At 75.0% G+C, this 14,138-nt stretch carries 14 protein-coding genes; 8 read left to right on the top strand and 6 right to left on the bottom strand.

What is annotated here, in order from left to right:
* Nucleotides 1-15: 15 nt before the first annotated feature.
* Nucleotides 16-1,812, bottom strand: a complete 1,797-nt coding sequence (locus tag RHODO2019_RS10035) for an AMP-dependent synthetase/ligase (protein WP_265381671.1) — start codon at nt 1,810-1,812, stop codon at nt 16-18.
* 170 nt (nt 1,813-1,982) lie between these two features.
* Here RHODO2019_RS10035 and RHODO2019_RS10030 point away from each other — a divergent pair, with 170 nt between their 5' ends.
* From RHODO2019_RS10030 to RHODO2019_RS10005, 6 genes are all read left to right on the top strand, one after another.
* Nucleotides 1,983-2,360 carry a polyketide cyclase / dehydrase and lipid transport gene (locus RHODO2019_RS10030; protein ID WP_265381670.1) on the top strand — a complete coding sequence of 126 codons (378 nt, stop codon included), beginning with the start codon at nt 1,983-1,985 and terminating at the stop codon, nt 2,358-2,360.
* A 64-nt stretch (nt 2,361-2,424) separates the two neighbouring features.
* On the top strand, nt 2,425-3,219 hold the full coding sequence (locus tag RHODO2019_RS10025; RefSeq protein ID WP_265381669.1) for a metallophosphoesterase family protein: 795 nt from the start codon (nt 2,425-2,427) through the stop codon (nt 3,217-3,219).
* A gap of 36 nt (nt 3,220-3,255) precedes the next feature.
* Nucleotides 3,256-3,690, top strand: coding sequence for an SRPBCC family protein (locus RHODO2019_RS10020; RefSeq protein WP_265381668.1), 435 nt, complete (start codon nt 3,256-3,258; stop codon nt 3,688-3,690).
* A gap of 92 nt (nt 3,691-3,782) precedes the next feature.
* Nucleotides 3,783-5,009, top strand: coding sequence for an ArsA family ATPase (locus RHODO2019_RS10015; RefSeq protein WP_265381667.1), 1,227 nt, complete (start codon nt 3,783-3,785; stop codon nt 5,007-5,009).
* Complete coding sequence (locus RHODO2019_RS10010; RefSeq protein ID WP_265381666.1) at nt 5,006-5,362, top strand: hypothetical protein; 357 nt, start codon at nt 5,006-5,008, stop codon at nt 5,360-5,362. The genes RHODO2019_RS10015 and RHODO2019_RS10010 overlap by 4 nt, the downstream gene beginning before the upstream one ends.
* On the top strand, nt 5,359-6,315 hold the full coding sequence (locus tag RHODO2019_RS10005) for an ROK family protein (RefSeq protein WP_265381665.1): 957 nt from the start codon (nt 5,359-5,361) through the stop codon (nt 6,313-6,315). The genes RHODO2019_RS10010 and RHODO2019_RS10005 overlap by 4 nt, the downstream gene beginning before the upstream one ends.
* Before the next feature lie 21 nt (nt 6,316-6,336).
* Here RHODO2019_RS10005 and RHODO2019_RS10000 read toward each other — a convergent pair whose 3' ends face one another.
* Entirely contained in the window at nt 6,337-6,807 is a 471-nt protein-coding gene (locus RHODO2019_RS10000; protein WP_265381664.1) for a hypothetical protein, read from the bottom strand.
* Nucleotides 6,804-7,553, bottom strand: coding sequence for an alpha/beta hydrolase (locus RHODO2019_RS09995; protein ID WP_265381663.1), 750 nt, complete (start codon nt 7,551-7,553; stop codon nt 6,804-6,806). The genes RHODO2019_RS10000 and RHODO2019_RS09995 overlap by 4 nt, the downstream gene beginning before the upstream one ends.
* A gap of 54 nt (nt 7,554-7,607) precedes the next feature.
* Here RHODO2019_RS09995 and RHODO2019_RS09990 point away from each other — a divergent pair, with 54 nt between their 5' ends.
* Complete coding sequence (locus RHODO2019_RS09990) at nt 7,608-8,102, top strand: polyadenylate-specific 3'-exoribonuclease AS (protein WP_265381662.1); 495 nt, start codon at nt 7,608-7,610, stop codon at nt 8,100-8,102.
* A gap of 30 nt (nt 8,103-8,132) precedes the next feature.
* The gene (locus tag RHODO2019_RS09985) at nt 8,133-9,518 is read left to right on the top strand and encodes a class II 3-deoxy-7-phosphoheptulonate synthase (RefSeq protein ID WP_265381661.1); all 1,386 of its coding nucleotides are present in this window, start codon (nt 8,133-8,135) and stop codon (nt 9,516-9,518) included.
* 18 nt (nt 9,519-9,536) lie between these two features.
* Here RHODO2019_RS09985 and pknB read toward each other — a convergent pair whose 3' ends face one another.
* From pknB to RHODO2019_RS09970, 3 genes are all read right to left on the bottom strand, one after another.
* Nucleotides 9,537-11,633 (bottom strand): Stk1 family PASTA domain-containing Ser/Thr kinase, encoded by a 2,097-nt coding sequence (pknB, locus tag RHODO2019_RS09980; protein WP_435532216.1) that lies wholly within the window; start codon nt 11,631-11,633, stop codon nt 9,537-9,539.
* Between the two features lie 87 nt (nt 11,634-11,720).
* Complete coding sequence (locus tag RHODO2019_RS09975; protein ID WP_265381660.1) at nt 11,721-12,524, bottom strand: ESX secretion-associated protein EspG; 804 nt, start codon at nt 12,522-12,524, stop codon at nt 11,721-11,723.
* Nucleotides 12,521-14,128, bottom strand: coding sequence for a hypothetical protein (locus RHODO2019_RS09970; protein ID WP_265381659.1), 1,608 nt, complete (start codon nt 14,126-14,128; stop codon nt 12,521-12,523). The genes RHODO2019_RS09975 and RHODO2019_RS09970 overlap by 4 nt, the downstream gene beginning before the upstream one ends.
* Nucleotides 14,129-14,138: the final 10 nt, after the last annotated feature.

Genomic DNA, 14,138 nt, shown 5'->3' with positions numbered 1-14,138 from the left:
GGCCGCCCCCGCGCCCTACGTCGCGTAGATCGCGTCGATGTCGGTCGCGAAGTGGTCGGCCACCACGGCCCGCTTGATCTTCAGCGACGGCGTCATCTCGCCGCCCTGCTCGGTGAAGTCCACCGGCAGGATGCGGTACTTCCTGATTGCCTCGGCCTTGGAGACCGCCGTGTTCGCCTCGGCCACGGCGGCATCGATCTCGGCGCGCAGCTCGGGATCCTCGAGCAGGTCGGCCACGGAGGTGCCGGCGGGCTTGCCGTGGCGGGAGAGCCAGGCGGGGAACGCGTCGGGGTCGATGGTGATCAGCGCACCGATGAACGGCTGCTTGTCGCCCACGACCATGCACTGGCTGATGAGCGGGTGGGAGCGGAGCTTGTCCTCCAGGACGGCCGGGGCGACGTTCTTGCCGCCCGCGGTCACGATGATCTCCTTCTTGCGCCCGGTGATGGAGAGGAAGCCGTCGGAGTCCAGCGAGCCGATGTCGCCGGTGTGGAACCAGCCGCCGGAGAGGGCCTCCGCGGTGGCCTTCTCGTTCTTCCAGTACCCGCGGAAGACGACGTCGCCGGAGAGCAGGATCTCGCCGTCCTCGGCGATCTTCACCCCGCACCCGGTCAACGGGGTGCCCACGGTGCCCATCCGCTGGTGGGCGGGGGTGTTGGCGGTGACGGCGGCGGAGGTCTCGGTGAGCCCGTAACCCTCGTAGACCGGCATCCCGACACCGCGGAAGAAGTGGCCCAGCCGGGCACCGAGCGGGGCCCCGCCGGCCACGGCCGAGGTGCACTCGCCGCCGAGGGCGGCCCGCAGCTTGGAGTAGACCAGCTTGTCGAAGACGGTGTGCCTGAGCCTGAGGACCAGGCCGGCACCGCCGGTCTCCTGGGCCTCGCTCCAGGCGACCGCGGTGGCGTCGGCGGCGTCGAAGATCTTGCCCTTGCCGTCGGCGTGCGCCTTCTGCCGGGCGCTGTTGTAGACCTTCTCGAACACTCGCGGGACGGCCAGCAGGAACGTCGGCCGGAACTCGCCGAGGTCGTCGATCAGGTTCTTCACGTCCGCGGTGTGCCCGATCACGACGCGACCGTCCAGCGCGGCGACGCTGATCACGCGGGCGAACACGTGGGCCATGGGCAGGAAGCACAGGTTGGTCTGGCCGGGCTTGATCATGTCGGCGAACGTCACCGCCGCCGCGCGCGACTCCGTGAGCAGGTTGCGGTGGGTGAGCTCGCAGCCCTTGGGCCGGCCCGTGGTGCCGGAGGTGTAGATCAGGGTAGCCAGGTCGTCGGCGCCGAGCGCGGACCTGCGCTCGTCGATCGCGGAGTCCGGGAGGTCGGCACCGGCTGCGGTGAGGGCGGCCACGGCACCGTCGTCGCCGTCGATCTGCCACACGTGTGACACGGACGGGCAGCGCTCGCGGACGGAGGCCACCGTGGTGGCGTGCGCGTCCTTCTCGACGACGACGCCCACCGCGCCGGAGTCGTCGAGGATCCACTGCACCTGCTCCGCGGACGAGGTCTCGTAGATCGGGACGGTGACCCCGCCGGCGCACCAGATGGCGTAGTCGAGCAGGCACCACTCGTAGCGGGTGGCCGAGAGCAGCCCCACACGGTCGCCCGCGGAGACACCGGCCGCGACGAGGCCCTTCGCCACCCCGGTGACCTGGGTGGCGAACTCGGCCGCGGAGACGTCGGTCCAGCGCCCCGTGACCCGGCGGCGGAACAGCGGGCCGGACGGGAAGTGCTCGGCGTGCGAGAACACGGAGTCGGTCAGGTTCTCCTCGGCCGACACCGAGATGGTGGACGGGACGCTGTACTCGCGCACGGGGGCCTCCGGGCTCTCGCAGGGGCTGTCGACGGTGACAGGGTGGCAACCGCGCGTCCCGGGGCGGGGCCCAGCGTGACGAGGGTTACTGACGGGAAACTTAGCGTGCGAGGCCGCGCTGCGGGCAGGCACCCTGCTGCGGTGCGGAACGGGTGTGTGACGCTGGACCCGTGAGGGCACTGGACGTGGTGGACGAGACCTTCCTGGCCGCGCCGCCCGCCGCCGTGGCTGCCCGGATCGCCGGGCCGGGCCGGTGGCGGCGGTGGTGGCCGGACCTGCGGCTGACCGTGGCGCACGACCGTGGCCCGCAGGGCGTCCGGTGGACGGTGGACGGGGCCCTGCGGGGCACCCTGGAGATCTGGCTCGAGCCGGTGCTGGACGGCACCGTGCTGCACCTGTTCCTGCGCTCGGAGCTGCCCGACGGGGCCGACGTCGGCAGCGAGCTGGGACGGCGGCGTCGGCAGGCCAAGGCCGTCGCCTTCGAGCTCAAGGCGGACCTGGAGGCGGGCCGGCCCGCAGGGGAGCCCCCGGCCGCGGTGGACGCGTGAGGTCGGGCCCGGCATGAGGTTGCACCCGGCATGAGGTTGCACCCGGCATGAGGTTGCACCCGGCATGAGGTTGCACGTGGTCGCCGACGTGCACGGCAACGTCGACGCGCTGGCCCGGGCCTCGGACGGGGCCGACGGCCTGGTCGTGCTCGGCGACCTGGTCGACCTCGTGGACTACCACGACCACGGCGGCGGGATCCTCGGCGCCCTGCTCGGCCCCGAGCGGGTGGCCCACTTCGCCGAGCTGCGCCGATCGGGGGCGCCGGGCGAGGCCGGGGCGTGGGTGCGCACCGTGATGGGCACCGTGGACGACCCCGCCGCGCAGATCGAGCACGCCGTCCGCGAGCAGTACACCCGGCTCTTCGCGGCGCTGGGCTCCCCGGTGTGGGCCACCCCGGGCAACGTGGACCTCCCGCACCTGTGGCCGGAGTTCGCCGGGGACGGGGTGACCGTGCTGGACGGGTCCAGCGTGCAGCTGGGGCCGGGAGGACCGCGGCTGGGGCTGGTCGGCGGGCTGTGCCTGCCCGCCGGCATGCCGTCCGCGGCGAGCGGCGTGTGGCGGCCCTACCTGCGCACCGAGGAGGACTTCGCGGCCGCCCTCGACGCGCTGGGGCCGGTGGACCTGCTCGGGACGCACGGTCCGCCCGCGGTGGCCGAGCTGTGCTTCGACGTGCGGGCCCGGCGCCGCGAGCCCGGCTCGGCCGCCCTGCTCGCGCACGTGCGAGCCACCGCGCCCCGGTTCGCGCTGCACGGGCACGTGCACCAGCCCCTGGTCCGGAGGGTGCGGGTGGGCCGCACCGAGTGCGTCAACGTGGGCCACTTCCAGCGCACCGGCACCCCGCACGTGCTGCACCTGTAGGCGGCGCGGCGCGGCGCGAGCGGTAGCGTCGCGCCCATGGCAGAGGAGACCACCCAGTCGATCGTCGTCGCAGCGCCGGCGGTGGACGTCATGGCCGTCATCGCCGACTTCCCGGCGTACCCCGAGTGGGCGGGTGCGGTGAAGGTCGCCGAGGTGCTGGAGTCGGCACCCGACGGCCGGGGGCAGCGGGTGCGCTTCGTGCTGGACGCGGGACCGGTCAAGGACACCTACGAGCTGGCCTACACCTGGGCGCCGGACGGCAGCGCCGTCAGCTGGGAGCTGGTCAAGGGGCAGATGCAGAAGTCCCAGCGCGGCTCCTACACGCTGGCGCCGTCCGGGGACGGGACCGAGGTCACCTACCGGCTGCGGGTGGACCTCAACATCCCGCTCATCGGGATGTTCAAGCGCAAGGCGGAGAAGGTCATCACCGACACGGCGCTCAAGGAGCTGAAGAAGCGCGTCGAGGGCTGAGCCACGGCGGCCCGGTCGCCGCCCGCGCCACGGCGGTAGGGTCGCACCTTCCGCCGCCGACCGGCGCCGGAGCACCAGGTGCGGGGAGACACGTGCGGGTCCTGCTGTTCACGGGCAAGGGCGGCGTGGGCAAGACGACCCTCGCTGCGGCGAGTGCCGTGCGCCTGGCCGAGCAGGGCCAGAAGGTCCTCGTGTGCTCCACCGACCCGGCCCACTCGCTCGCCGACGCCCTCGACCACCCGCTCGGCCCCGCCCCGCGCGAGGTCGAGCCCGGACTGTTCGGCCTCCAGCTGGACGCGAGGGCCCTGGTGGAGCGGCAGTGGGACGGCCTGCGGGGCGCGCTGGCCGGGCTCACCGGGGCAGGGGCGTCCGCGGGAGCCCGGGTCGGGGGGCTCGCGGCCGAGGAGCTCACCGTCCTGCCGGGGGTGGAGGAGCTGGTGGCGCTGTCGGAGGTGCGTCGCCTGGCGCAGGACGGGCTGTGGGACGTGCTCGTGCTCGACTGCGGTCCCACCGCCGAGACGCTGCGCATGCTCGCGCTGCCCGAGGCCGTCGCCGGCTACCTGCACCGGGTGTGGCCGCGGCACCGCCGGGTGGTGCACGCCGCGCTCGGCCGCCCGGGGGGTGACCTCGCCGGGGCCGCGGCGGCCGTGGACAGGTTCGAGGAGGAGACCACCGCTGTGCGCGCCCTGCTCACCGACCCCCGCCGCACCACTGTCCGCCTCGTGCTCACCCCGGAGCGCGTGGTCCTGGCCGAGACCACCCGCACGCTCACCGCCCTGGCGCTGCACGGCCTGCGGGTGGACGGGGTGGTCGCCAACCGCGTGCTGCCGGCCCCGCGGTCCCGCGGGCGCTCCACCGACCCGGCGTGGGAGTGGTTGCGCACCCGGGTGGCCGAGCAGGCCACCGTGCTCGCCGCGCTGGCCGCCCAGCTCCCGGCCGGCACCACCAGCACCACCGTCGCCCACCGCGCCGCGGAACCGGTGGGCACGGCCGAGCTCTCGGCGGTGGCCGCGGACCTCTACGGCGACGGCCCGGTGCTCGAGGACGTCCCCGGCTCCGCCCCCGCACCCACGGTGGTGCTCGAGTCCGGCACGGGCCTGGAGTCGGTGTACGCGTGGCGCCTGGACCTGCCCCTGGTGCACGACGCCGCGGTGGAGCTCGCCCGCGTGGAGGACGACCTGCTCGTCACCGTGGGGGGTTCGCGGCGCCGGGTGCCCCTGGCGCCCGTGCTGCGCCGCTGCACCGTGGTCGACGCCGAGGTGACGGCAGCCGCGCTGCTCGTGCGGTTCCGGCCCGACCCGGGGCTGTGGTCGCGGTGACCACCCCGGGCCCCCACGCGACGGAGCTGACCGCGGAGCTCCGCGCGCTGGCCGAGGCACTGCTGGAGAAGGTGCAGCCGTGGCTGGTGACGGCCGCGCAGCAGCCGGCCGCCTCGGCCGCCGACGCCTGCGGGTGGTGTCCGGTGTGCGCCCTGGTGGCGGGGCTGCGCGGCGAGAGCACCGAGCTCGGCCGCCGGCTCGCCGAGCAGGGCAGCGGGGTGCTCATCGCGGTGCGCACCCTGCTCGAGGAGCACGACGGGGGAGCGCACGCCGCGGGACACCCGGCGCCGGCCGAGCCGGCACCGGTGCAGGTCCTGCGCATCCCCGTGCGGCGGACAGACGGCGCCCGGTGAGCGTGCTGACGGTGGGCATCGACGTCGGTGGCACGAACATCCGCGCCGGTGTGGTCGACGTCGAGGGCCAGGTCATCGACACGGTGGAGGCGCCCACCCCGAGCTCGCCGCGGGCCCTGGAGGACGGTCTGCACCGCGCCGTCGCCGAGCTGTCCCTGCGACACCCCGTGGCCGCGGTGGGCCTGGCCGTGGCGGGGTTCGTGACCCCGGACCGGGCCGGGGTCCGCTTCGCCCCGCACCTGCCGTGGCGGGACGCGCCGGTGGCCGCCCGGATGCACCAGCGCCTCGGCCTGCCCGTCGTCCTCGAGCACGACGCCAACGCCGCTGCCTGGGCGGAGCACCGCTTCGGCGCCGCCCGCGGCGGCCACGTCGTCGTCATGGTCGCCATCGGCACCGGCATCGGTGCGGCCCTGCTCGTCGACGGTCGGCTCTACCGGGGGGCGCACGGCGTGGCTCCCGAGCTCGGCCACCTGCGGATGGTCCCCGACGGCCGCTCCTGCCCGTGCGGCAAGCGCGGCTGCTTCGAGCGCTACTGCAGCGGCACGGCGCTGGTGGCCACCGCGCTGGAGCTGCTGGCCGCCGACCCCAGCCGCTCGACGCTGCTGGCCAAGGAGCACGCCGCCGAACCCGGCTCGCTGACCGGGCGGCGGGTCGTCGGGGCGGCCCGGGACGGCGACCCGGTGGCGCAGGCCGCGGTGGCCGACCTCGCGCTGTGGCTCGGCCGGGGCCTCGCGCTGGTCAGCGACGTCTACGACCCGGACCTCGTCGTGGTGGGCGGGGGGGTGGGCGGCTCGGCCCCGCTGTTCCTCGACGAGGCCCGTGAGCACTACGTGCGCCGCCTCACCGGGGCGGGGCACCGGCCGCCCGCCCGCATCCGCACGGCACAGCTGGGCGCGGCAGCCGGGCTCGTGGGTGCAGCCGACCTGGCCCGCGCGGAGCTCGCGCGGGGCTGAGCCCGATCCCGGTCGCGGCGCTCAGATCTGCGCGCCGTCGTCCCAGCCGGAGTCGGCGGGCGGACCGGGGCGCAACCGGGCGAGCAGCCACGCGAGCCCGCCGGTGATGGAGAGCAGGGCCAGGGTGAACCCCGTGGCGCTCGAGAGACCGATCACCCCGGGTGCCACCAGCAGGAAGGCCCCGAGCGCGATGAGCGCGAGGGCGCCGACCGTCGCGCGGTGCGGGGCGGGCACCGGTGGTGGCTCCGGGGGGTCGTAGTGGCCCTCGTCCTCGCTCTCCGCGTCGGGTTCCGGCTCCGCGGCCGGTTCCGGCTCCGCGGCCGGAGCGGGTGGCGGGGTGGGCTCGGCCACGACCGGCCACTCGGGGGTCGCGTCACCCCAGCCGGCCACCAGCGCGGCGAAGGAGGCGTCGACCTCGCTGTCGGTGGGCTCCTGGGAGCGACGGGCGGGGGGCTCTCCGCTGGGCGGCGGCTCCGGCGGTGGGACGGTCACCCGGCCACCCGGCGGGCCAGCTCGACGCTGCCCGTGAAGATCAGCGGGGCGTCCACGTCGAGGGTGGCCACGTGGAAGCTGTTCTCCAGCACCACCTCGGTGAGGTCGGCCGTGCCCAGCCCGGCGTGCAGGGCCAGCGCGCTGCTCGGGTCCACCACGTGGTCGACCCGCGAGCGGTAGAGCAGCACCGGCACGCGCACGGTCCCGAGGTCGGCGCGGACCACGCCGCACAGCTCGAGCAGCGAGGCGGCCGCCTTCAGCGGGGTCCGGTCGTAGCCGACCTCGGTGACGCCGGGGGCGGCGATGTCGCCGGCCACGCCCGCCACCGAGCCCACCAGGCGGGAGAGCAGGGGGAGCAGCGGGGCGTCGCGCCGCTCGGTGCGCAGCGAGGGGTTCACCAGCACGAGCCCGGCCACCTCGGGGCGCTGCTGGGCCAGCCGCAGGGCCAGGGTGCCGCCCATGGACAGGCCGAAGACCAGGACGGGACGACCCCGGGCCACGAGGACGTCGAGCTCGGCCTCGAGCGTGGCGTACCAGTCCGGCCAGCGGGTGGTGTTCATCTCCTGCCAGCGGGTGCCGTGCCCGGGCAGCCGGGGGCAGCGCACGGCGAAGCCCTCGGCCGCGAGGTGCTCGCCCCAGGGCCGCATGCTCTGCGGGGTGCCGGTGAACCCGTGGCACAGCAGCACCCCGGGCGCGTCCGGCGTGCCCTCGGCAACGAAGGGCTCGGCGCCAGCCAGGAGTGCCACGCCGTCCATGGTGGCACGGCAGGGCGCCGGCCGTGGCGCCTAGGGTCGGTCTCCGTGCGCTACTTCTACGACTGCGAGTTCATCGAGGACGGCACCACCATCGAGCTCGTCTCGATCGGCGTGGTGGCCGAGGACGGCCGCGAGCTGTACGCGGTGTCCACCGAGTTCGACCCGGAGCGGGCCGGGAAGTGGGTGCGGGCCAACGTGCTGCCCAAGCTGCCGCACCTGTCCTCGCAGTCCTGGCGCAGCCGCGAGCGCATCCGCACCGACCTGCTGGAGTTCTGCACGGCCCACACCGACGGCTCCCCGGTGGAGCTGTGGGCCTGGGTCGCGGCCTACGACCACGTGGCCCTGTGCCAGCTGTGGGGCGCGATGCCGGCCCTGCCGCGGGCGCTGCCGCGCTTCACCCGGGAGCTGCGCCAGCGGTGGGAGGACGCCGGCTCCCCGGAGCTGCCCCCTGCCCCCGACGACGCGCACGACGCGCTCGCCGACGCCCGCCACAACCTCGCGAAGTTCCGGGCGGTCGAGGCGCACGCGGGCCGGGGCTGAGCGTTCACGCCCAGCACCTAGGCTGGTGGCGTGAACTGGACCGTCGACGTGCCCATCGATGCGCTGCCCGAGCTGCCGCCCCTGCCCGAGGAGATGCGCGCCCGGCTGGACGCCGCCCTGGCCCGGCCGGCGGCGCAGCAGCCCGACTGGCCGGCCGACCAGGCCGCCGCCATGCGCACCGTGCTGGAGAGCGTGCCGCCGCTGACGGTCTCCTCCGAGGTGGACGCGCTGCAGGCCAAGCTGGCCCAGGTCGCCCGGGGCGAGGCCTTCCTGCTCCAGGGCGGGGACTGCGCCGAGACGTTCGTGGACAACACCGAGCCGCACATCCGGGGCAACATCCGCACCCTGCTGCAGATGGCCGTGGTGCTCACCTACGGCGCGTCCGTGCCCGTGGTGAAGGTGGCCCGCATCGCCGGTCAGTACGCCAAGCCCCGCAGCTCGGACACCGACGCCCTGGGCCTGCGCTCCTACCGCGGGGACATGATCAACTCGCTGGTGGCCGATGCCTCGGTCCGCGGGCACGACCCGTCCCGGCTGGTGCGCGCCTACGCGAACTCCTCGGCGGCGATGAACATGGTCCGGGCGCTGACCGCCTCGGGCATGGCCGACCTGCACAAGGTCCACGACTGGAACCGAGCGTTCGTCAGCAGCTCCCCGGCCGGGGCCCGCTACGAGCAGATGGCCGGGGAGATCGACCGCGGGCTGCGCTTCATGAGTGCCTGCGGGGTCAGCGACCCCTCGCTGCACGCCGCCGAGATCTTCGCCAGCCACGAGGCGCTGGTGCTCGACTACGAGCGGGCCATGCTCCGCCTGGACACCTCCGGGGACGTGCCGCGGCTGTTCGACCTCTCCGCGCACTTCCTCTGGATCGGGGAGCGCACCCGGGACCTCGAGGGCGCGCACATCGCCTTCGCCGAGCTGCTGAGCAACCCCATCGGCCTCAAGATCGGCCCCTCGACCACCCCGGACCAGGCGGTGGAGTACGTGGAGCGGCTGGACCCCGACAACACCGCGGGCCGGCTCACGCTGGTCTCGCGGATGGGCAACGGCAAGGTCCGCGACGTGCTGCCGGCCATCGTGGAGAAGGTGGAGGCGACCGGTCACCAGGTCATCTGGCAGTGCGACCCCATGCACGGCAACACCCACGAGTCGACCACCGGGTACAAGACACGGCACTTCGACCGCATCGTCGACGAGGTGCAGGGCTTCTTCGAGGTGCACCGGGCCCTGGGCACCCACCCGGGCGGGATCCACGTGGAGATCACCGGCGACGACGTGACGGAGTGCCTGGGCGGTGCGCAGGACATCTCCGACGCCGACCTGGCCGGCCGCTACGAGACCGCCTGCGACCCGCGGCTGAACACCCAGCAGTCCCTCGAGCTCGCGTTCCTGGTCGCGGAGATGCTGCGCGACTGACCTGGCCCCGCGGAGGGGTCAGGGGAACGCGGAGAGGGTGACGGTGCTGCCCGGTCGCACCCGGGTGCCGCCGGAGGGGTCCTGGCTGAGCACCAGGGAGGTTTCGGTGGGCACGAGCTGGCTCACCCGCACCTGCAGCCCCAGCGCCTCCAGGGCCTGCCGGGCCGAGCCCACCGACCGACCCCGCAGCCCCGGCACCGTGACGAGGTCGGAGACCACCACCTGCACCCGCGCGGCCGCGGGGTCGACGAGGGTGCCGGCGGCGGGAGAGGTGGCGGCCACGGCACCCGCGTCGGCGCTGCCCTCGCTGGTGCTGCCCCCGTCGACCGGGGTGAACCCGGCGGCGCTGAGCGTGGCCCGCGCCCGCTCGGTGCTCTGACCGGTCACGTCCGGCACGGTCAGAGCGGAGGACAGGACGAGGTCGACGGCCGTGCCCCGCCGGGAGACGGCCCCGGCCGCGGGCGCGGTGCTCACCACCGCGCCGCCGGCCACGGTCGGGCTGAAGGCGGTGGACGTGGTGCCGGCGGTGAGACCGGCCGAGGTGAGCGCGGCCCTGGCGTCGGCCGCGCCCCGGCCGGTGACGTCGGGGACGGCGACGGGGGCGGGGCCCTGGCTCAGCGTCAGGGTGACCCCGGAGCCCACGGTGACCGTGGTGCCCGCCGGCGGCTGCAGCGCCAGCAGCGTCCCCTCCGGCACCGCGTCGTCGTAGGCGCCGGGGCCGACCGTCGGCCGCAGGGTCGAGGCGCTCAGCCGCTGCTCGACGGCGGCCTGCGCGGTGCCCACGGCCACCTCGGGCACCGTCGGCCTTCCGAGCGACACGGTGACGACGACGTCGGAGCCCCGCTCGACCTTCGCGCCGGCGGTGGGCTGCGCGTCGAGCACCCGGTCCACCGCACCGGCGTCGTCGTAGCCGCTCTGCAGCACCGCGTCGAGGTGGGCCGCGGTGAGCACCTGCTCCGCCTGGGCCTTGTCCAGCCCGGTGATCTCCGGGACGTTGGTGAACCGGCCGCTGCCGAGCCACCACGCGCCCACGCCGACGGCGGCGGCCAGGACCACTACCACCACGAACCACACGAGCCCGGCGCGCCGCGACCGCCGCCGCTGCGCCTGGTAGGCGTTGACGGTGGGGACGCGGTCGGTGTCCTCGGGCTGCAGGGTGTCCGCGCCCGGCAGGCGTGGCACCAGCCCGGTGAGTGCCCGGGTGTGCTGGACGGGGCTCGCCGCTGCGCCCGGTCGCCCGTGGCTGGCGTGCTCTGCGGAGCGCTGCGGGGTGGGCACCCGCACCCGGGGCAGGCCGAGGGCCCGGCGCACGGCCAGCACCTCCCCGAGCATCTGACCGGCGTCGCGGTAGCGGTGCTGCGGGTCCCGGTCGGTGGCGGTGGCCACGAGCGCATCGAGCTCGGCGGGCAGGCCCGCCACCGTGCTGGACGGTGCGGGGACGGTGCTGTTGACGTGCTGGTAGGCCACCGACAGCGCGGTGTCCCCGGTGTAGGGCGGCGACCCGGTGAGCAGCTCGTGCAGCAGGATCCCGGCGGCGTAGACGTCGCTGCGGGCGTCGGCCGCGCCGGTGGTGACCTGCTCGGGCGACAGGTACGCCGCGGTGCCGAGGATGACGTTGCTCGCCGTGTGCCCGGCGGCGGCCACCGCGCGCACCAGCCCGAAGTCGGCGACCTTCACCGTGCCGTCGTCGGCGACGAGGACGTTCTCGGGCTTGACGTCACGGTGCACGAGCCCGGCCCGGTGGGCCGTGGACAGCGCGGCGAGAACGGGCTCGAGCACCGACAGCGCCACCTCGGGGGGCATGGCACCGCGCTCGCGGAGCAGCTCGCGCAGGGTGCCGCCCTCGACCAGCTCCATCACGAGGAACGCGTGGCCGCGGTCGCTGCCCTGGTCGTGCACCGCGACGAGACCGGAGTGGCTCAGCCGGGCCACGGCCCGGGCCTCGAAGGCGAAGCGGGAGAGGAACTCCGGGTCACCGGCGTAGGCGGGGTCCATGACCTTGACCGCGACCGGACGGTCGAGGCGGGTGTCGAGGCCCCGGTACACGGTGGACATGCCGCCGCGCGCGATGGGGGAGTCGATCCGGTAGCGGCCCTCGAGCAGCTCGCCGAGCAGGTCCGTTGTCCCGCTCACCCGTGCACCTCCTGCCCCCGACGACCGACCACACCCGAGGGTACCGAGCGGGGACCGGTGGGGGCCGTCTCAGGCGCCGGCGACGAGCTCCCCGATGCGGCGCAGCAACCGGGCGTCGTCCACCGGGACGAGGGAGACCACGGGGTTGGTCCCGACGCCCGTCACCGTCATGTAGCGGCCGGTGGTGGAGTCGACCCAGCTGATCATCTCCGGGGAACGGACCACGCTGGTGCGCGCCACGGTGTCGGTGGTGCGGACGCAGCCGATCTGCCCGCCGCGCCGCCGGCCCGTGAACACCGTGCGCAGGAGCGTGGCGTCGACGGGGGACACCCCGTTCGCCGTGAGGTGCGCGAGTCCTGCCCGCGGACCACCGGCAGCCTCAGCACCCGCGGCGGCGTCGAGCACGTCGGCGGGCACCGTCATGCCGAGCCCGGTCCCGGCGGTGCCCGGGGGCAGGACGCCCACCACCTCGTGCGCCAGGGCGGTGGTCCGGCAGGGGTGCAGGTGCAGCCCGTCGGGGGTCAGCACCGCGGCGACGGCCCGGCTGCCGCGGCTGGCCACCAGGGCACGCACGATCTGCGCGTCCCCGCCCGGGTGGTAGACGCAGTCGACGGCAAGGTCGGGGCGGCCCAGCACGTGCAGGTCGTCGGCCAGGTCGCCCACGGGGTGCTCACCGTCGGCCAGCCCTCGTGCGGTGAGGCTGGCGAGGGCGTCGCTGCGCAGCACCCTCCGGTTCGCCAGGGTTGCCCCGTGGGAGGGGACGTCCAGCGGGTAGGGGAAGGCGCTGATGCCGAGGAGCTCCCTGAGCACGTCGGCCTCGAGGAGGCTGATGGTCGGCGTGATCTCCGGGGCCGGGAGCAGCTCGGTGCTCACTGCTCCCCGATCACGGCCGGAGCCACGACCTGGGTGGTGCCGAAGAGGTCGATGGTCTTGAGGTAGTCCGGCGTCTCGTGCTCGCCGTCCTCCTCGCCCTTCGCTCCCGTGCCGCGGCCTCCGGCGCCGCTCGCCCCGGACGCTCCGGCGCGGCCGGGCGCGCCCGCACCGGCTGCTCCTGCACCCGCGGCGCCCGCACGGCGGGGTCCGGATCCCTCGCCCGCCGCAGATCCGCCGGCACGGGGTCCCGCCCCCTCGCCCGCCGCACCGCGACCGGCTCCGCCGCGTCCTGCGGGGGACTCGATCCCGCTGCGTCCGGCCAGGCCGGTGCCGCCCTGACCGCCGTAGCGCAGGCCAGGGCCGTAGGCGCGGTTCGAGCGCGCCTGGTCGCCGGACACGCCACCCATCGGCACGGGAGCACCGGCGATGCCGCCGCCGGCCCGGGCTCCGCCGCCGCGGGAGAACCCGTTCGCGCCGGCACCGCCGGCACCGCCGGGCCCGTATGATCCCGCCGCGCTGGAGGGGGTACCGGCACCGCCGAAGGCGCCCACGCTGCGGCCACCCTCGAGCAGCTGGCCAGCGGGACCGCTGGACCCGACGGGGGTCGACACCCCGCCACTCCCCGCGATCGGGCTGCCCGTGGGGGAGACGGTGCCGCCGGGCGTGCCCACCGCGACGAACCCACCTCCGGTGGGTGCAAGCGTGGCTCCCGTCGGCGCGACGTAACCGGCGCTGTGCACGCTCACGGGCGTGCTCGAGTAGGACGATCCGCTGTTCCTGTTCCCGTTGACCTCGTCCGGCGGCGGTGCGAAGACCGGCGTGCTCTCGTCCACGCCGGTGGACGTCGTCTCGTAGGTCCTCATCACCTGGATGGCCTGCTGGCGCTTGGCCTCGGACTGCTCGGCTCGTGCTGCCACCGCAGCGTTCGCGGCGCTGGCGGCCTGCAGCCCGTCGGCCTCGGTCGGCTCGGTGACCGTGCCGTCGTCGGTGGGGTTGGCCGCGTAGAGCTGGCGCGTGTCGTGCACGGACGAGGTGTAGGTCTGGGTGAACACCTGCTGGGCGTCGTAGCTGTCCGGCTCCGGCATGGCGTTCTTGGCGGTGCTCGCGCCATCCGTCTGGTCGGACAGCTGGCTACCCATGTACTGCGCAGCCTGGGCGGACTGTCCACCCCACTGGGCGAGCCCCAGGACGGCCGCACGCGCAGCACTGCCACCGTCGCCCTGCCAGCCACCGATCGTGGCGCTCACCGCGGTGGCCAGATCACCGTTGAGCTCGGCGAGCACGTTGCCTATCTCCACCCAGGCGGCACCCTGGTTCGCACCTGAGGACGGGTCGTTCTGATCGTGCACCCCGTTCCACATCTGCTGGTGGGACTGCCCGTCCCAGTTGACGGGCTCGAGCACCCGGTCACTACCCATGGTGACGGACTGCGCGAGACCCGCGTTCTGGGAGGTCTGCACGATGCGATCGATGGCCGTCATGATCGGCGCGATGATGGACGACCCTGCGTACGCGGCCGACGCAGCCGCGATGTCCTTGTCGGACTCCACCGTCGTGTAGAGCGCGGGCGCGGACGTCTCGGCGGGGGGCGTGGGACTCGTCACGAGAGCTCTC

The sequence above is a fragment of the Rhodococcus antarcticus genome (genome assembly GCF_026153295.1).
GTDB lineage: Bacteria > Actinomycetota > Actinomycetes > Mycobacteriales > Mycobacteriaceae > Rhodococcus_D > Rhodococcus_D antarcticus.
This window is presented reverse-complemented; position numbering and strand designations above follow the sequence as displayed.